Origin of the sequence: Nitratidesulfovibrio sp. SRB-5, assembly GCF_019931275.1 — a bacterium.
Lineage (GTDB): Bacteria > Desulfobacterota > Desulfovibrionia > Desulfovibrionales > Desulfovibrionaceae > Cupidesulfovibrio.
In genome coordinates, this window is sequence record NZ_JAIOTY010000001.1 from 439025 (window position 1) to 455452 (window position 16428).

General features: G+C 67.0%; 16 protein-coding genes. 6 read left to right on the forward strand and 10 right to left on the reverse strand.

What is annotated here, in order from left to right:
• The first annotated feature begins 104 nt into the window (after window positions 1-104).
• The gene (ahcY, locus tag K6142_RS01670; protein WP_190245620.1) at window positions 105-1544 is read left to right on the forward strand and encodes an adenosylhomocysteinase; all 1440 of its coding nucleotides are present in this window, start codon (window positions 105-107) and stop codon (window positions 1542-1544) included.
• Window positions 1545-1630: 86 nt separating this feature from the next.
• Here ahcY and K6142_RS01675 read toward each other — a convergent pair whose 3' ends face one another.
• Entirely contained in the window at window positions 1631-2608 is a 978-nt protein-coding gene (locus K6142_RS01675) for a cation diffusion facilitator family transporter (RefSeq protein ID WP_190245621.1), read from the reverse strand.
• Between the two features lie 343 nt (window positions 2609-2951).
• On the opposite strand from K6142_RS01675, the gene dhaK reads away from it, so the two are divergent.
• The 3 genes from dhaK (at window position 2952) to ptsP (ending at window position 7592) form a co-directional block, all read left to right on the forward strand.
• A complete protein-coding gene (dhaK, locus tag K6142_RS01680) occupies window positions 2952-4016 on the forward strand; it encodes a dihydroxyacetone kinase subunit DhaK (protein ID WP_190245622.1) in 1065 nt (354 codons plus the stop codon).
• 399 nt (window positions 4017-4415) lie between these two features.
• Window positions 4416-5048, forward strand: a complete 633-nt coding sequence (gene dhaL, locus K6142_RS01685; protein WP_190245623.1) for a dihydroxyacetone kinase subunit DhaL — start codon at window positions 4416-4418, stop codon at window positions 5046-5048.
• A gap of 3 nt (window positions 5049-5051) precedes the next feature.
• Window positions 5052-7592, forward strand: a complete 2541-nt coding sequence (gene ptsP, locus K6142_RS01690) for a phosphoenolpyruvate--protein phosphotransferase (RefSeq protein ID WP_223380730.1) — start codon at window positions 5052-5054, stop codon at window positions 7590-7592.
• Window positions 7593-8075: 483 nt separating this feature from the next.
• On the opposite strand, the gene flgM is transcribed toward ptsP, so the two are convergent.
• Both flgM and K6142_RS01700 read right to left on the reverse strand, forming a co-directional pair.
• Window positions 8076-8387 (reverse strand): flagellar biosynthesis anti-sigma factor FlgM, encoded by a 312-nt coding sequence (flgM, locus tag K6142_RS01695; RefSeq protein ID WP_190244923.1) that lies wholly within the window; start codon window positions 8385-8387, stop codon window positions 8076-8078.
• Between the two features lie 46 nt (window positions 8388-8433).
• A complete protein-coding gene (locus tag K6142_RS01700) occupies window positions 8434-8850 on the reverse strand; it encodes a DVU0524 family FlgM-associated protein (protein ID WP_015946213.1) in 417 nt (138 codons plus the stop codon).
• 565 nt (window positions 8851-9415) lie between these two features.
• Here K6142_RS01700 and K6142_RS01705 point away from each other — a divergent pair.
• Together K6142_RS01705 and K6142_RS01710 are read left to right on the forward strand one after the other, a co-directional pair.
• The gene (locus tag K6142_RS01705; RefSeq protein WP_190244926.1) at window positions 9416-10066 is read left to right on the forward strand and encodes a Maf family nucleotide pyrophosphatase; all 651 of its coding nucleotides are present in this window, start codon (window positions 9416-9418) and stop codon (window positions 10064-10066) included.
• Between the two features lie 78 nt (window positions 10067-10144).
• A complete protein-coding gene (locus K6142_RS01710) occupies window positions 10145-10669 on the forward strand; it encodes a phosphatidylglycerophosphatase A (RefSeq protein ID WP_190244922.1) in 525 nt (174 codons plus the stop codon).
• A gap of 265 nt (window positions 10670-10934) precedes the next feature.
• Here the strand turns inward: K6142_RS01710 and K6142_RS01715 are convergent, their stop codons facing one another.
• The 7 genes from K6142_RS01715 to hmcD form a co-directional block, all read right to left on the reverse strand.
• The gene (locus tag K6142_RS01715; protein WP_190244921.1) at window positions 10935-11666 is read right to left on the reverse strand and encodes a LysE family translocator; all 732 of its coding nucleotides are present in this window, start codon (window positions 11664-11666) and stop codon (window positions 10935-10937) included.
• 659 nt (window positions 11667-12325) lie between these two features.
• Window positions 12326-12721: a response regulator gene (locus K6142_RS01720; RefSeq protein ID WP_190244920.1), complete on the reverse strand. Its 396-nt coding sequence runs from the start codon at window positions 12719-12721 to the stop codon at window positions 12326-12328.
• Between the two features lie 164 nt (window positions 12722-12885).
• Window positions 12886-13338: an Rrf2 family transcriptional regulator gene (locus tag K6142_RS01725; RefSeq protein WP_015946218.1), complete on the reverse strand. Its 453-nt coding sequence runs from the start codon at window positions 13336-13338 to the stop codon at window positions 12886-12888.
• Window positions 13339-13447: 109 nt separating this feature from the next.
• Window positions 13448-13834, reverse strand: a complete 387-nt coding sequence (locus K6142_RS01730) for a response regulator (protein ID WP_015946219.1) — start codon at window positions 13832-13834, stop codon at window positions 13448-13450.
• Window positions 13835-14014: 180 nt separating this feature from the next.
• Window positions 14015-15406 carry a sulfate respiration complex iron-sulfur protein HmcF gene (gene hmcF / locus K6142_RS01735; protein ID WP_015946220.1) on the reverse strand — a complete coding sequence of 464 codons (1392 nt, stop codon included), beginning with the start codon at window positions 15404-15406 and terminating at the stop codon, window positions 14015-14017.
• Window positions 15407-15462: 56 nt separating this feature from the next.
• Window positions 15463-16143, reverse strand: coding sequence for a sulfate respiration complex protein HmcE (gene hmcE, locus K6142_RS01740; RefSeq protein ID WP_190244919.1), 681 nt, complete (start codon window positions 16141-16143; stop codon window positions 15463-15465).
• A 140-nt stretch (window positions 16144-16283) separates the two neighbouring features.
• Window positions 16284-16421: a sulfate respiration complex protein HmcD gene (gene hmcD / locus K6142_RS01745; protein ID WP_015946222.1), complete on the reverse strand. Its 138-nt coding sequence runs from the start codon at window positions 16419-16421 to the stop codon at window positions 16284-16286.
• Window positions 16422-16428: the final 7 nt, after the last annotated feature.

Here is a 16428-nt window from a genome sequence, read left to right on the forward strand (position 1 = left end):
GTCACCGGACCGCCGGGCGTCACCGAATGCTCCCCGGGCCGCATCCCGCATGCCGTGCCCGGCACACCGCAACAGCAACCGAATCCTTCCCTACGGAGGCACACATGACCGATGCCAAGCGGGCGCAAGCCCTGGACCTTTCCCTTGCCAACAAGGTGGCCGACATGGCCCTGGCCGACTTCGGCCACAAGGAAATGCAGCTTTCCGAGCGCGAAGTGCCGGGGCTGATGGAACTCATCCGCATGTACGGCGTCAGCAAGCCGCTGAAGGGCCTGCGCGTCACCGGTTCCCTGCACATGACCATCCAGACGGCCATGCTCATCAAGACGCTGTACGAACTGGGCGCGGACATCCGCTGGGCCTCGTGCAACATCTTCTCCACCCAGGACCACGCGGCGGCGGCCATTGCCGATTCCGGCATGGCCAAGGTGTTCGCCTGGAAGGGCGAAACGCTGGAAGACTACTGGTGGTGCACCGAAATGGCGCTGACCTGGCCCGACGGCAGCGGCCCCGACCTGCTGGTCGACGACGGCGGCGACGCCACCCTGATGATCCACAAGGGCGTCGAGGTGGAAGGCAATCCCGAACTGCTCAAGCAGGCCTACGACAACAAGGAATTCCAGATCATCATGGATCGCCTTGCCCTGGCCTACCAGAACGATCCGGGCCGCTGGCAGCGCGTGGCCGCCCGCGTGCGCGGCGTTTCGGAAGAAACCACCACGGGGGTCCACCGCCTGTACCAGCTGGAGCAGGAAGGCAAGCTGCTGTTCCCGGCCATCAACGTCAACGACTCGGTGACCAAGTCGAAGTTCGACAACCTGTACGGCTGCCGCGAATCGCTGGCCGACGGCATCAAGCGCGCCACCGACGTGATGGTTGCGGGCAAGGTGGTGGTGGTCGCGGGCTACGGCGACGTGGGCAAAGGCTGCGCCCAGTCCATGCGCGGCTTTGGCGCGCGCGTGCTGGTGACCGAAATCGATCCCATCTGCGCCCTGCAGGCCGCCATGGAAGGCTACGAAGTGACCACCATGGAAAAGGCCGTGGAAGAAGGCGACATCTTCGTCACCGCCACCGGCAACTACAAGGTCATCACCGGCGCACACATGGAGGCCATGAAGGACGAGGCCATCGTCTGCAACATCGGCCACTTCGACAACGAAATCGACATGCACTACCTGGAAACCACCCCCGGCTGCACCTGCCTGAACATCAAGCCGCAGGTGGACAAGTGGACCCTGAAGTCGGGCCGCTCCATCATCGTGCTGGCCGAAGGGCGTCTGGTGAACCTGGGCTGCGCCACCGGCCACCCCAGCTTCGTCATGTCCAACAGCTTCACCAACCAGACCCTGGCCCAGATCGAACTGGCCACCAACCCCGACCTTGAACGCAAGGTGTACATCCTGCCCAAGAAGCTGGATGAACAGGTGGCCCGCCTGCACCTGGCCCGCCTTGGCGTTACCCTGACCACCCTGACCAGTGAGCAGGCCGACTACATCGGCGTGCCCGTGGACGGGCCGTACAAGCCGGGGCATTACCGGTACTAGCCAAAGCCGGACGAATGACCGGAACGCCCCCGGGCCATGGGCCCGGGGGCGTTCCTTTCGTTGTTGCCCTGAGCGTGCCGGTCGGCCTAGGCGCGGCGGTTGTCTTCCTGCCTTGTGGCTGCGGAAGGGGATTCCGCGTGTCCATGTCGGCATCGCGATGCATGCCGGCAGGCGCGGCATGTGGCGTCATTGCAGATTTCCAGCTTCAGGTGCACCCCTGCCACGTCCGGGTTGTCCCGGCGCAGCATCTTTTCCAGCTTCGCCATGCATTGCTGGGCCTCGGCAAGGGACAGCCCGCGCGGCAGCACCACATGCATGTCCACGTAAACGTCGCGACCCGACATCCACGCCCGTACGGCATGGACCGAAAGGCAGTCTTCCGAGGCCGCTTGCCGCAGCGAGCGGTTCAGGCGCTGGAGAAGTACGGCATCCGCCTCGTTCATCAGGCCCTTCACGGCATTGCGCACCAGCCCGTAGCCCGTTCGCACGATGTGCAGCGCCACTGCGCAGGCTATGGCCCCGTCCAGCCACAGCCAGCCGGTCAGGCGGACGGCGGCCAGCCCTGCCAGCACCCCGGCGGTGGTGTACACATCGGTCAGGATGTGCTTGCCGTCGGCGATGAGGGTCATGGTGTTGGTGCTTCTGCCCACCCGCAGAAGATGAAGCGCCAGTGCCAGGTTGGCTGTTGAAGCCAGCACCGAGATGCCCAGCCCCGTGTCGAGGTGGGTCAGAGGCAGCGGATCGATCATGCGGGGTGCGGCAGTGATGATGATGCCGATGGCCGCCGCCAGTATGAGCCCCCCTTCGAAGAACACGGAAAAGTATTCGATGCGACCGTGCCCGTAGGGGTGATTCTTGTCCGGAGGGGTTTGCGCCACGTGGATGCTCCACATGGCGAACCCGCTGGCAAGGACGTTGATGGTGGATTCCAGGGCGTCGGTAAGCAGGGCGGAGGAACCCGTCACCAGAAAGGCTGCTGACTTGAGCAGCAGCACAATCACGCCCACGGCCAACGACGTTGCAATGGCCCTCTTTGGCGCGTTTCCGGTGTCGGTATTCCTCATGGGCAGCCTCTGTGGAAAATGGCGCCAACCTGCGGTGCGCAGGGCATACAGGCTATGCTGCCGCTTTCCGAAAATCCATGAGTATCTGCGCCGGGCCATGGCAGCGCATGGCGTCCACGGCAGTGGGCCTGTGGCGCGGGGCAGGCCTCCCGTGGCCAAACAAGGCACTGGCACCGCGCGTGCAGCAGGGGGGGGGAGGCTTTTCGTCGCATACTCATTGCATCTACGCCCTGATGCTACTGCGTCCCCTACCTTCCTTCCGCTGCCCCGTTCCCACCGCTTCGGAAATCGCGTATTGTCCAGCGTGACTGTCCCTAACGAGCAAAACCCACGAGGCATGACCATGAAGAAATTGATCAATGCAGTGGAAAACGTGGTTCGCGAACAGTTGCAGGGCATGGCGGCAGCGCATCCGGAACTGCGGGTGAACATCGACCCGCACTTCGTCTGCCGCAAGGAAATACCGCAGGGCAAGGTGGCCATCGTCTCGGGTGGCGGCAGCGGGCATGAACCCATGCACGGCGGCTTCGTCGGCCACGGCATGCTGGACGGCGCGTGCCCCGGCGAGGTGTTCACCTCGCCCACGCCCGACCAGATGTACGAGTGCGCAAAGGCCGTGGATCGCGGCGCGGGCGTGCTGTTCATCGTCAAGAACTACACCGGCGACGTGATGAACTTCGAAACCGCGGCCGAACTGTGCCACGCCGACGGGCTGAAGGTGCAGAACATCCTCATCGACGACGACGTGGCCGTGAAGGACAGCCTGTACACGGCCGGTCGGCGCGGCGTGGGCACCACCGTGCTGGCGGAAAAGATCGTGGGCGCGGCGGCGGAAGCCGGGTACGACCTAGACAAGTGCGCCGACCTGTGCCGCAAGGTGAACCAGTATGGCCGCTCCATGGGCATGGCGCTGACCCCCTGCACCGTGCCCGCCGCGGGCAAGCCCACCTTTGAACTGGCCGAGAACGAGATCGAGATCGGCATCGGCATCCACGGCGAGCCGGGCACCCAGCGCGCCCCCATGAAGACCGTGGACGAACTGGTGCAGATCATGGCCACCACCATCATCGACGACCCGGCCTACACCCGCACCGTGCGCGAACTGGACCCCGCCAGCGGCCAATGGGTGGACAAGACCCTGACCGACGCCCCCTTCGCCAAGGGCGACAAGGTCATCGCCTTCGTCAACAGCATGGGCGGCACTCCGGTCAGCGAACTGTACGCCGTGTACCGCAAGCTGGCCGAAATCTGCGGGGCGCGCGGCATCTCCATCGTGCGCAACCTGATCGGCCCGTACATCACCTCTCTGGAAATGCAGGGCTTTTCCATCACCCTGCTGAAGGTGGACGACGAGATCCTGAAGTTCTGGGATGCCAAATGCGCCACCCCCGGCCTGCGCATGGGCTAGGGTGCGCTGCGGTCCTTTTGTCCTTTGCCGTCGTCGGAACGCGCGTGCATTCCGGTCACGCACCGAAGAGTGCGCTCCCTTCATGAACACGCGCCCCTCCTTGGCAAAGAACAAAAATCCGCGCAGCGCACGGCGATTGCCACTGGCATAGTCAATGCCGATGACCTTCGCGTAGCGCATGCAGAATGCGAAGGGCCAAGGCTAGGCACACGCAGAGGCGTGGTCCCCACCAGTCAATCGTAGGACTTATATAACCTGCGCCAGCACAGTTTCCTTACCGACCATGAATCCCGGTCCGGCCGGTGGCCATGCGCCGCCCGCCGGACCGGAATCCGTACACGCGGATGGCGGTTCACGCCATTTTCACCAATTCACCGCAGCTTCCCACAAGGATGCCCCATGCAGATCACCCGCGACCACATCCTCACATGGCTCGACAAGCTGGGCGATATCATGCGCGACAACCGCACGTACCTCACCGATCTGGATGCCGCCATCGGCGATGCCGACCACGGCATCAACATGGACCGGGGCTTCAGCAAGGTGCAGGAAAAGCTGCCCGCCTTCGCGGACAAGGACATCGGCGCGATTCTGAAGGACACCGGCATGGTGCTGCTGTCCACCGTGGGCGGGGCCAGCGGCCCCCTGTACGGCACCTTTTTCATGAAGGCCGGGCTTGCCGTGGCGGGCAAGAACGCTCTGGACACCCCCGACGTGCAGGCCCTGCTGGATGCCGGGGTGGAGGGCGTTGTCTCGCGCGGGCGGCCCGTGCTGCACGACAAGACCATGTTCGACGCCTGGAAGCCCGCCATCGATGCCTATCGCGATGCGGTGGCGGGCGGGGCCGACCTGCTCGCCGGGCTGGATGCCGCCGTGGCGGCGGCGGAAGGCGGCATGCGCGCCACCATTCCGTTGCAGGCCCGCAAGGGGCGCGCCAGCTACCTTGGCGAGCGCAGCATCGGCCATCAGGATCCCGGGGCCACCTCCACGGTGCTGCTGCTGACCGCCCTGCGCGACGTGGTGCGGGGGTAGCCCATGGTCGGCATCGTGGTCGTCACGCACAGCGCCGTGCTGGGGCAGGGCGTGAAGGAACTGGCGGAACAGATGACGCAGGGCCGCGTGCCCCTGGCCGTGGCGGGCGGCATCGACGACCCGGAACACCCCATCGGCACCGACCCCATGCGGGTCATGGCCGCCATAGAAGAGGTGCAGCAGGGCGACGGCGTGCTGGTGCTGATGGACCTTGGCAGCGCCCTGATGAGCGCGGAAACGGCGCTGGACCTGCTGCCGCCCGAAGTGGCGGCGCAGGTGCGGCTGTGCCCGGCCCCGCTGGTGGAGGGCGTCATGGCTGCCGCCGTGCAGGCCTCCATCGGGGCGGACCTCGACACCGTGCTGCGCGAGGCGCAGTCTGCCCTGGCGGCAAAGGCCGAGCTGCTGGGCATGGCCCTGCCGCAGGATGGCGGCGGGGAGGACGAGGCAGCACCCCCGGCGGCGGGCGCAACCCCGGCGGCCAGCCACGAGCTGACGCTGATGGTGCCCAACCGCCTCGGGCTGCACGCCCGGCCCGCCGCGCGCATCGTCACCGCGCTCGGCCCGTTCGTGGCCGACGTGCAACTGGCGCGCGGCGAGCGGGTGGTATCGGCCCGTTCGGTGAACCGCATCGCCACGCTGGCCGTGCGCGGCGGCGAAACCATCACTTTCCGGGCCGCCGGGGCGGATGCGGAACAGGCCCTGAAGGCGCTGGCCGACCTTGCGGCGGAGAACTTCGGCGATCTGCCGGACGCGATCAGGTCATCTGGAAAGACTGGCGCCGAAGGCCCGGGCGGACCGGACGGGCAGGGCAGGGCCGGTGTGGCGGGTGTGCCCGCCGCCAAGGGCGGGGTGCCCGCTTCGCCGGGCATTGCCGTGGGGCCTGCCGTCTGGCATCGCCCGGCGTTCGATGCGCCGCCGCCGGACCTGGCAACGGGCGATCCGGACAGTGAAACCGCCCGGCTGGATGGCGCGCTGGATGCGGCCCGCAAGGAGCTTGCCGCGCTGGAGCGGCGCACCGCCGCCATGGCGGGCAAGCAGGAGGCGGAAATATTCGTCATGCACCGCCTGCTGCTGGACGACGCCACCATCGCCGGGGACGCGCGCCAGCGCATCGCGGAGCTTCGCGAACCCGCCGAGACCGCATGGTACGCGGTGATCGACCAGGCGGCGGAAAGTTTCCGGCAACTGCCGGAAGGCTACATGCGCGAGCGCGCGGCGGATCTTGTGGACGTGGGTGCGCGCGTGCTGCGCCTGCTGACCGGCGCGCCGCCATCCGGCCCGCGTCTGGAGCGGCCCTCGGTGCTGCTGGCCGCGGACCTTGGCCCCTCGGACATGGCGCATCTGGATCCCGCGCTGGTGCTGGGCATCGTCACCGCGCAGGGCGGGGCCACCTCGCACGCGGCCATCCTGGCCCGGTCCATGGGCATTCCGGCGGTGGCGGGCGCGGGCGCGCTGGCCGCCAGCGTGGCCGACGGCGTCACCGTGGCGCTGGACGGCAGCACCGGAGAGGTGTGGATTGCCCCCGCGCCCGATGTGCTGTCGACCATCGAATCCCGCCGGGCCTCGTGGCTGGCCGTGCGGCAGGCCGCGCTGGCCGGGGCCGCCCGCCCCGCCGTGACCGTTGATGGCCGCCACATGCACGTGCACGCCAACATAGGCAACCCGGCGGACGCCGCCCCCGCCTTGCAGAACGGCGCGGAGGGCGTGGGCCTGTTCCGCACCGAGTTCCTGTTTCTGGACCGGGCCGCCGCCCCGGACGAGGAGGAGCAGCGCGCCGCCTACGTGGCCGCTGCCGCCGCCATGCCCGGCCTGCCGGTGGTGGTGCGCACCCTGGACATCGGCGGCGACAAGCCGGTGCCCTATCTGGGGGACTTTGCGGCGGGAGAGGACAACCCCTTCCTTGGGTTGCGGGGCATCCGCTTCTGCCTGGCCCGGCGCGAGCTGTTCCTGACCCAGTTGCGCGCCCTGCTGCGCGCCGCCGCCGAACATCCCCTGCGGGTCATGTTCCCCATGGTGGCCCACCCCGGCGAACTGGCGGCGGCAAAGGCCCTGCTGGAAGAGGCCCGCGCCGCGCTGGCGGCGCAAGGCCTGCCCCACGGCCCGGTAGAGGTGGGCATCATGGTCGAGGTGCCCGCCGCCGTGGCCCTGGCGGACCAGTTGGCGCGCGAGTCGGCCTTTTTCAGCATCGGCACCAACGACCTGGCCCAGTATGTCATGGCCGCCGACCGGGGCAACGCCGCCGTGGCCGACCTGTCGGACGCGCTGCACCCCGCCGTGCTGCGCATGGTGCGCGACACCGTGGCGGCGGGCAATGCAGCTGGCATACCCGTGGCCATGTGCGGCGAACTGGCGGGCAACGCAGAGGCCATTCCGCTGCTGGTGGGGTTGGGGCTGGACGAACTGAGCATGAACGGACCGGCCATTCCGCGCGCCAAGGACGTGGTGCGCGGCTGCGACATGACGGCCTGCGTCAGGCTGGCCGAGCGGGCGCTGGAATTGCCCGATGCCGCCGCCGTGCGGCGGTTGCTGCGCGACGGCGGGTAGCTTGCCGGGGCGCGGCCCTGCGACGTGGCATGATGCCGAAAGGGGCCGCGCGGTGACATGACCGTGTGGCCCCTTTCGCATGCGTGCGTGCCGGATGCGCGTGCCGTGAACGTATCGGGCGCATGTGGGGGCACATGACGAGCGCATGTGTGGCGCGCGCGCCTTGTCGTCTTTCGCGCGCATCCGGGATGGAGACAAGACGCGACGAGGCGGAACCATCCGAAAATGGTTCCGCCTCGCCGTTACATTGGCAGACCGCGCAGGGGCGCAGCCGGAAAAAACCGGCTGGTGGTCGGGCGTGCCGGGCGCATGCGTCCTGCCCCGCCATCGACACCGTGCCGTACGTGACCTTTACGCAGCCGGTGCAGAACCGTGCGCAGCCGGTGCGCAACCGGTGCGCAACCGGTGCACAACGGGCCAGCATCACCGCGCCGCGCAAAACGCGGGGCAGGTAGCGGGGGGGGGCAGAGGCGCGCGATACCGCTAGCCGAACAGGTCCTGCTCTTCCTTGAGCAGCTTTTCGGCCACGGCGCGCGAGTCCACCTGGTACTCGCCGGATTCCACCTTGCTCTTCAGCGCATCCACCTTTTCCTGCCGCACGTCGGGCGCGGCAAGGGCGGCAGAATACGCTTCCGTGCGCAGCTTGGCCTCGTTGGAAAGGCTTACCCGGTCGCCCTGCAAAGAGGGCGCGGCGTCGCTTTCCTTGCGGGCTGCGGTGCGCTTGGACTGGAGCTCGGACTGTTCCAGCTTGGTCCTGTACGGATCCAGGTTCTTGAGATAGTTCTTGATTTCCATGGTAACCTCCCCGGGGGAGCATACCGTTTATCGGAACGTGGATAGCCTAAAGCATGGTATCATCCACTGTTTCGAGAGCAATGTGCCATAGCCGGTCAAGGATTCTCGCCTTCTCCGCTGGCGCTACCTCGACGGGGCCTTCCGGCCCGGCGCGGAACACCTGAATGTCCAGCTGCGTCGGAGGATACGTGAAGGTGAGAGTTTCTCCCAGTTCCTGTTCCAGCTTTTGCCGAATCTCTCGTACGACGGGGTTGTCGCTTCCCGCAAGCAGAAGATTCTCCATGATCTCACGAGCCACACGTTCCACCATGAACCGCCGCTTCACCTCAGGAGGAATGGCGCTTTCCTCCTCGCCCGACGCGAGACGCATGGCCTGCCTGTAGCGGGCCAGCCTGCGCGCGGTCACAAGCTGCTTGTCGTAGTGCAGCAGCATGTTGCGAAGGTAAAACGAGTTCGTGGTCACGGTAGTCTCCCCTCGTATCGCCTATCGGCATCCCCGAGGGGGAACTTTAGGGGGCGGACGCATTTTTCCGAAAAAAATTTCCGGCCAATGCGAAGAGGGAAGACCCGCCCATGCACTCACCCCTCCTATCGGCGGCTGGCGCAGAAACATTAGGTGGTTTTGCGGTGTGACTGCATTCTTTTGAAGCGGGTGGGGAATGCCCCCATCGCGCTGGGGTGCATTGTCTGTATGTGGTGGGGGATTCCCGCGCTGCCGCTTGCAAATGCAGGCACATGCATGCGGTATGGCTGTGGGGATGGCGCACTTGCGCCCAGGGCCGCCATGGGGCATGACACGCAAGGCGTATCGCGTGCCGCCCGCGCGGGCCCGGCTGTTCGGGGTGCCAGACCGGCCTGTCCAGACTGGTTTGGGCAAGGGGGATTGGGCCAAGCAGGTTTGGCCAGACGGGCCGGGCAGACCCGACAGACAAGGCTGGCGCACCGGCCTTTCGGGGTGGCGAGTTTCCACGCACGGGGCGCGAACGTTACATTCTTTCCGGAGCCGCAACCGCATGACCGATCCTTTCATGACAGCGCAGCCGGGCCCGGCGGATTCCGCGGAACCTGCCGCGCCCGCCGGTCCCTTCCGGGCGCTGCTGCCCGTGGTGCTGGCCTCCGGCTCGCCCCGCCGCCGCGAGTTCCTGCATTCCCTGGGGCTGTCGTTCGAAGTGTACGGCAACGGCGCGGCAGAGCCGGAGCCGCTGCCCGCCGAACCCCCGGCGCATTACGCCCGCCGCGCGGCGGCGGCCAAGGCCGCGTCCGTGGCCGCAACGCGCCCCGGTTCCGTGGTCATCGCGGCGGACACGGTGGTGGCCCTGCACGGCGAGATCATGGGCAAGCCGCAGGACAGGGCCGACGCGCTGCGCATGCTTTCCCGGCTGGCCGGGCACACCCACGAGGTGGTCAGCGCCTGCTGCGTGGCCCTGCCGGACGGCACCCGCGAAGTCTTTCACGCCGCCACCCGCGTGACCATGTGGGACGCCCCCGCCGCCGCCCTTGCCGCGTATGCCGCCACGGGCGAACCCGACGACAAGGCCGGGGCCTACGGCATTCAGGGGGTGGGCGCGTTTCTGGTGGAATCCATCGACGGTTCGTGGAGCAACGTGGTGGGACTGCCGGTGGCGGAACTGGTCCGGTTGCTGCTGCAACACGGCGTCATCGCGCCGTCGGTGGAGTGAGCTGCCCCGGGCGCGGCATTGGCGGCACACACGGGCCGTCTTTGGCAACGCAAGGTGGCAAGAACAGGGAGCACACGCATGCACGCAACGCACGATACCGGGCCTGAAGGCTGCATCCCGCCGCACGAGCGGCATGGTCTGGACAGGCTGGCGCTGGAAGTGGCCCGGGTATGGTACGCCGGGCGCAGCCCCGTGGCCCCCGGCACCGTGGGGTCCGCCGTGGCCGCCCTGCTGGCGCCGTGGCTGTTCCTGCCCTTGCCGCTGGGCTGGCGCGTGGTGGTGTTGCTGGCGGTGTTCTTCGGCGGGGCCTGGGCGGCGGGCCGCGCGGCGCGGGTGCTGGGCCGGTGCGACCCCGGCAGCGTGGTCATCGACGAGGTGGCCGGGCAGTGGATGACCATGCTGCCCTTTGCCACGCTGTCGCCGCTGGGCGTGCTGGCTGCTTTCGTGCTGTTCCGGGTGTTCGACATTCTGAAGCCCGGTCCGGTGGGCGCCTCTGAATCGTGGCTGGAGGGCGGCCCGGGCATCATGATCGACGACATGGTGGCCGGGGCCTGCGCGGCGGCGGTGCTGGCCGTGCTGTTGTGGCTGGGCCTGCCGGGGTAGGGGAAAGGCGCGCGACAGGCAGCCGGGACTATGTCGAGCCCCGGTGGGCATATCGGCGGAACATGAACGAAGCGGCTGCTGTCGCCTGACGGCACGACGGCCCGCGTATCCGGAACCACCGGGTACGCGGGCCGTCGTGCGTTGCGTGCCTAGTGCGTGCGTGATGCGTGCCTGAAGCGTGCGCTGATCGCGCGGGGTGGTTTGCGTGGCGCGGGTAGCGCGGGCAGCCGCCCGCCTGTTGTCTCCTCCCCGGGCTGCTGCCGGTTCAGCCTTGTTCGGTCAGCGCTAGCCGGATGCCCAGGAACAGGAACAGCGCGCCAAGGCACCGGTCACCCCATCGCGCAAACCGGCCCGCCAGCGACCCGGCCTGGAAGATGCTGCCCAGCCGGGCGGCGCCCCAGGCCACCAGCAGGTTCACCAGCGTGCCGTTGACGGTGAAGATGCACCCCAGCACCAGAAAGGCCACGGGAGACGGGGGCGTGCCCGTGTTGCCGCCGCCTTCCACGAACTGGGGCAGAAAGGCCAGGAAGAACAGCGCCACCTTGGGGTTCAGGGCATTGGTCAGAAACCCCTGCGCGAACACGCCCCGCAGGGATGCCCACGGCGTCCTGCCGGTGGAGGCTTCATTCCGACCGCATCCGCCCGGCATTGACCCATCGCGTGTGGCGGGGGCGGCGGACGGCAGCGTACCCTTGCGGGACAGCAGCATGGTGCACCCCATGTACAGCAGGTAGGCAGCACCCAGCAGCTTGACCACGGTAAAGGCCGTGGCCGATGTGGCCAGCACGGCGGACAGGCCGAAGGCCGCTGCCGCGATGTGCACGGAACACCCCGCGCCGATGCCCAGTGCCGCCGCCACCCCTGCGCGCAGGCCGCGCGTGCCAGAGGTGCCGCACGGGGTAGACCGGGCGATGATGTACAGCATGTCCGGGCCGGGGGTGATGTTCAGCAGCAGCCCAGAGACCACGAACAGCCAGATGTCGTGCACGCCATGCATGGCGGTCCTCCGATGTTTTCGCCCTCATGCGCTTCCGGCGTCGGTGCGTCAACCCGGCGCACGGCCCTGCGGGGAGTCCGTGCGGGGGGCATCATCATGCCGCAGGCAGCGGCGGTGGATACGTGTGCGCGCACGCCCTGTGGAAAATGTTCGTTAGTTTCATAAAAAACTGAAATTGCACGGATAAAAAGGAGTACGGCATGTGCGTTTCATGAGCGGCGATCCCTGCTGGCAACCCGCAGGCTGTCACCGGTGCCCGCGCTGCGAACATCATGTGCATAACCATGTGCCTAACAACTCTATTATTCCGAAAATGCAGGTAAATTTGATGCATGAAGAAGTCGGGGGGCGGCAAGGTTCGCCTTCGGACGCAAGAAACCCGCACGGGCGGTGCGGGCGGGACATTGACCGAAGGCGGCAGGGATACCGCCGGAATGGCTGGTGAATCGTCAGGGAGTGCCAGGCAATGGAGAATCGGGGCGGGTCGGCGGAAGCAGGACCGTCAGACAGGGTGAAGCGCGGCCAGCCAGACGGACGGGGTGTCAGGCGGGACGATGGGGGGAGGCTGGACGACGGAGGAGACAGGCCGACGGGGGAGACAGGACAGCAGGGGGAGACAGGACAGCGGGACGCGGCGGAACCACGGGCAGCGCGCCGTGTCATGCCGCCCGGATCAGCCCCAGAGTGCGCAGTTCCGTCAGCAGGCGGTCGAAATCCAGCGGTTTCACCAGATAGGCGGAGATATGCCCCTGCTCGAAGGCGCGCAAGGCGATATTGATGTCGGTGACGGCGGTGGTGACCAGCACGGGCACGCGGGCCAGGCCGCGTTCCGTTTCCACGGTGCGGATGCGTTCCAGCACGGTCAGGCCGCTTTCGCCAGGCAGCATCAGGTCCAGCAGCACCACGTCGAAGGGGGCATCGCCGTCCAGCGCCTGCATGTAGGCCGAAAACGACCGTTCCGCGTCGTCCGTGCAGACGGTTTCGAAGTGCATGTTCAGCGTCAGGTGCAGGACACGGGCGCTGAGGGCGTCGTCTTCAACGATGAGAGCTCGCATGTGGCCTCCGGGCGGCGCGCTGTCGGCGCAACACGCGCGCCGTACACGGGCGCATTGCAGGATAACCAGAGCAATGTAGCCCGGAATGCCCGGAAAATGGAAGGGTGATTTTGCGCAGGCGCATGCGAGGGGGCACTGCACGCGGTGGCAGTGCGCGCGGGGGCCTAGTCCTGTGCGTGGGGCGAGATATGGCAGGCGTTCTTGGGGCACAGGCTGGCGTCGCGCATCAGGTCGGCCAGGGTGAAGCTGTTGAGCTTCTTGTACATGGCGCGCGAGGCCTCGTCCCAGATGGTGCGCGTCAGGCACACGGCCATGCGCGGGCAGCAGGGATTTTCCTCGTCGCAGGTGTAGGGCGCCAGAGATTCTTCCAGCGCGAACACCACGTCGCCCACGGGAATTTCCGAGGCGGGCTGGGTAAGCTGGTAGCCGCCGTGCGCGCCCAGCGTGCTGCGGATGTAGCCCGCCTTGCGCAGTACCCGGATGAGCTTTTCCAGGTACTTGACGGAAATGCCCTGCCGCTTGGCGATATCGCGGATGGACACGGGGGCATCGGTGCCGTGCATGGCGATGTCGAGCAGCATGCGGGTGCCGTAACGGCTGCGGGTGGTCAGTTTCATGCGTATGCCGTGTGGTTTGCGGCGGTGCCCGGTTGCCGGGCCGCTGCTCGTTTCATGCCGTGCCCGTTGCCGGGCTGCCCGCCTTGCCTCGCGCGTGGCCGTTGGTTTCTCATTCGCCCAGGGCGCGCCGCACGATGCCCAGCATCAGGTCCGGGTCGAACGGCTTGTCCACGGTGCCCACGGCGTTGGGCACCATCAGGTGCAGCCCGCCAAGGCCGGTCACCAGCACCACGGGGATGTGCGCGCCGCCGGGCAGGTCCATCAGTTCGCGGTATACGCGCGGACCCCACTGGCGGGGCATCTCCAGGTCCAGGGTGACCAGGTCTGGCCGCCGGGCGCGGGCCATTTCCACGGCATCGGGGCCTTCCGTGGCCGCGTCGGCGCGGTAGCCGTTGGTTCTGAACAGCGAAACGAGGTAGGCGGCGATGTCCGGGTCGTCTTCCACCACCAGGATGGATTTAGCCTGGGTGTTCCGGGCCTGGGTGGCGTTGGCCATGGTCGCTCCGGGCCTCCGTTTGCGGGCCGGGCCGGGGTGCCCGCGCCATCATGCGAGGGGATGGGGGGGCGCCGGCGGGCCGGGCGGGGGGTGGCTCTCCCCATCCGGCGGCCATGCGGTCGCGTGCGGGGCGCGGGCCTTGTCGCGATGTCGTGCAAGGCCCGCGCGCTCCGGCGCGATCTATTCGTCTTCTTCCTGCGGCTTCAGGTGCTCGGGCACGATGACCATGCTGATGAGCAGCGGCTTCAGGAACGACCAGCGGATGCCGATCTCGTATTCTTCCTCAAGGTCGCGGATGGCGTCCCAGCAGTTGTGGCAGGGCGCCACCACCAGCTTGCAGCCGGTGGCCAGGATCTGGTCGCGCTTGGTTTTCAGCGCCACGTTGCGCTGGTGGCGGTAACGACCGATGCCGTTGAACCCGCCGCCGCCGCCGCAGCAGTAGTTGTGTTCCCGGTTGGGAGCCATTTCGTGGAAGTCTTCCGCGATGTAGCTCATGATGATGCGGGTGTGCTTGGCAAGGCCGTGGTTGCGCACGTAGTTGCAGGAATCCTGCAAGGTCACGGGTTCCTTGATGCGCTTTTCCGGGTCGATCTTCAGCTTGCCGGTGGTCAGCGCCTCGGACACCCATTCCACGTAGTGCAGGAAGGGCGCCGGGGTGCGGCCATCGGGACGGCCCGCCCAGTAGGGGCCTTCGATGACCGTGGCGCGGTGCGCGTGGCCGCATTCGGTACCCACGACGCGCTTGGGCCGCAGCTTGTCCACGGCGGCGTACACGCGCTCCACCTGCATCTTGCAGCCCGCCCAGTCACCGGCGAACATGGTCAGCGAGGTCTGTTCCCAGCCTTCGCTGGGCACGGTCCAGTTCTCGCCCGCCAGGTGGAACAGGATGGCGGCCTCGGCCAGGTCTTCGGGGTAGTGCTTGGGCTCGCGGGCGTTCAGCACGTACATGATATCCGCGTCTTCCTTGTCGACGGGGATTTCCAGGCCCGGCCATTCTTCCTGCTGTTCCTCGGCCATCCATTCGCAGGTTTCCACCCAGTCTTCGGTGGTCACGTCCATCTGCGCGCCGTACACGCGGTGCATGCCGGAGCCGATCTTCAGTTCCCACGGCACGAAGCCCTGGGAGAACAGCAGGCCGCGCAGGTAGCTGAACATGACGCCCATGTCGATGCCGTGGGGGCAGTACATGCCGCAGCGGTTGCAGCAGGTGCACTGCGACCACGCCACTTCCATGGTGCGCATCATGAACGCGGTATCCACCTCGCCCTTCTTGCGCACGATTTCGCCCAGCGTGGACTGGATCTTGTAGGCGGGCACCTGCTTGGGGTCGCGGTCGTTGACCCGGTACAGGAAGCAGCTGTCCGCGCACATGCCGCAGTGGGCACAGATTTCCAGCCACGTCTTGGTACGCGACTGCAAGGTTTTCTGCAGGGTGGCCTTCAGGGCCTCTACATCAACCTCCAGTTCCGCCATTTCCTTGTAGTATTGCGCACCGCCCTTGTCGCCGAGCAGGGCCTTGAGGTCCTCTTCGGTGTTGACAGGACGTCTGTTGCAGAACGTTCCTTCAGGCATGGGATGCTCCTTTCATGTCCATCGGGTCGTGGCACGGTCGGGTAACGGACGGGCCGTTACCAGGGGAAGGCCGCCCCGCGGCTGTAACCGCCGCGCTTGATGGCGTAGTCCATGCCGAGCTGGCCGCGCGACATGAAGAACAGCACGATGTGGGACAGCTTGGTGAACGGGGCCACGATGAGCAGCAGTTCGCCCGTGATGATGTGGGCGAGCAGCCACGCGTCGTAGTTGCCCACGTGCAGCCGGGCCACGAAGCCGGTGACGAACGGCGCCGCCGAAACGGCGAGGATGAACCAGTCGTAGGCGGTGGTGAGGATGCGCACCTCGGTGAGGGCGATGCGCCGCAGCGCGATCATCACCAGGCCGATGATGGCGGCCACGGTCAGCGCGTCGGCGATGCCCATGGGCAGCGTCGGCAGGCTGAAGCCGAACCGCTCGGCCAGGATGATGTTGTGCCCGGCAAGGAACAGCGGCACCAGCACCGCGCCGATGTGGAACAGGAAGAAGGCCACTGCGAAGTAGGGCTGCTCGCGCCAGCTCTGCGTGCCGAACGGCAGCATCCACTTCAGGGCGGAATGGATGCCGCCCTTCAGGCCGTGCGCCAGGTGCGGGCCGTAGGCCACGCGGTCGAGCTGCCAGCTCAGGCCGCGCACATACCAGACCACGCGTGCCGCAAGGCCGCCGAAGAAGACCAGCAGCGCCACCCACAGCATGGGACCGGTGAGGAATGCGTACATGGTTTGCTCCTATGGCAGGCCATGTTTACAGGTGGATATTCCGTCCGTTGGCGGCGTCAGGCTTTGCCTGCCGTCATGGCAGATGCGCCCTTGTTGCCGACGAACGGAATCTCTCACCGTAAACACGCCCTGGTCACTGCTTAGTATTTGCGGATCTTCTTGTCGCGTCCGGTCAGGAACAGCCAGTAGCACACGAAGCCCACCAGGGTGGCACCCATCAGCAGATAGGTGATGTTCTTGGTGTGCAGCATGAACTCGTGCAGGGTATGGATTTCCATAGCGTGC

Excerpts from the sequence above, each read along its gene's own strand:
- hmcF (WP_015946220.1), bottom strand. The coding sequence starts at position 15,406 with ATGCCTGAAGGAACGTTCTGCAACAGACGTCCTGTCAACACCGAAGAG.
- K6142_RS01730 (WP_015946219.1), bottom strand. The coding sequence starts at position 13,834 with ATGGCCAACGCCACCCAGGCCCGGAACACCCAGGCTAAATCCATCCTG.
- flgM (WP_190244923.1), bottom strand. The coding sequence starts at position 8,387 with ATGGAAATCAAGAACTATCTCAAGAACCTGGATCCGTACAGGACCAAG.
- K6142_RS01725 (WP_015946218.1), bottom strand. The coding sequence starts at position 13,338 with ATGAAACTGACCACCCGCAGCCGTTACGGCACCCGCATGCTGCTCGAC.
- ahcY (WP_190245620.1), top strand. The coding sequence starts at position 105 with ATGACCGATGCCAAGCGGGCGCAAGCCCTGGACCTTTCCCTTGCCAAC.
- hmcD (WP_015946222.1), bottom strand. The coding sequence starts at position 16,421 with ATGGAAATCCATACCCTGCACGAGTTCATGCTGCACACCAAGAACATC.
- K6142_RS01715 (WP_190244921.1), bottom strand. The coding sequence starts at position 11,666 with ATGCATGGCGTGCACGACATCTGGCTGTTCGTGGTCTCTGGGCTGCTG.
- hmcE (WP_190244919.1), bottom strand. The coding sequence starts at position 16,143 with ATGTACGCATTCCTCACCGGTCCCATGCTGTGGGTGGCGCTGCTGGTC.
- K6142_RS01705 (WP_190244926.1), top strand. The coding sequence starts at position 9,416 with ATGACAGCGCAGCCGGGCCCGGCGGATTCCGCGGAACCTGCCGCGCCC.
- K6142_RS01675 (WP_190245621.1), bottom strand. The coding sequence starts at position 2,608 with ATGAGGAATACCGACACCGGAAACGCGCCAAAGAGGGCCATTGCAACG.
- K6142_RS01720 (WP_190244920.1), bottom strand. The coding sequence starts at position 12,721 with ATGCGAGCTCTCATCGTTGAAGACGACGCCCTCAGCGCCCGTGTCCTG.
- dhaK (WP_190245622.1), top strand. The coding sequence starts at position 2,952 with ATGAAGAAATTGATCAATGCAGTGGAAAACGTGGTTCGCGAACAGTTG.
- K6142_RS01710 (WP_190244922.1), top strand. The coding sequence starts at position 10,145 with ATGCACGCAACGCACGATACCGGGCCTGAAGGCTGCATCCCGCCGCAC.
- dhaL (WP_190245623.1), top strand. The coding sequence starts at position 4,416 with ATGCAGATCACCCGCGACCACATCCTCACATGGCTCGACAAGCTGGGC.
- ptsP (WP_223380730.1), top strand. The coding sequence starts at position 5,052 with ATGGTCGGCATCGTGGTCGTCACGCACAGCGCCGTGCTGGGGCAGGGC.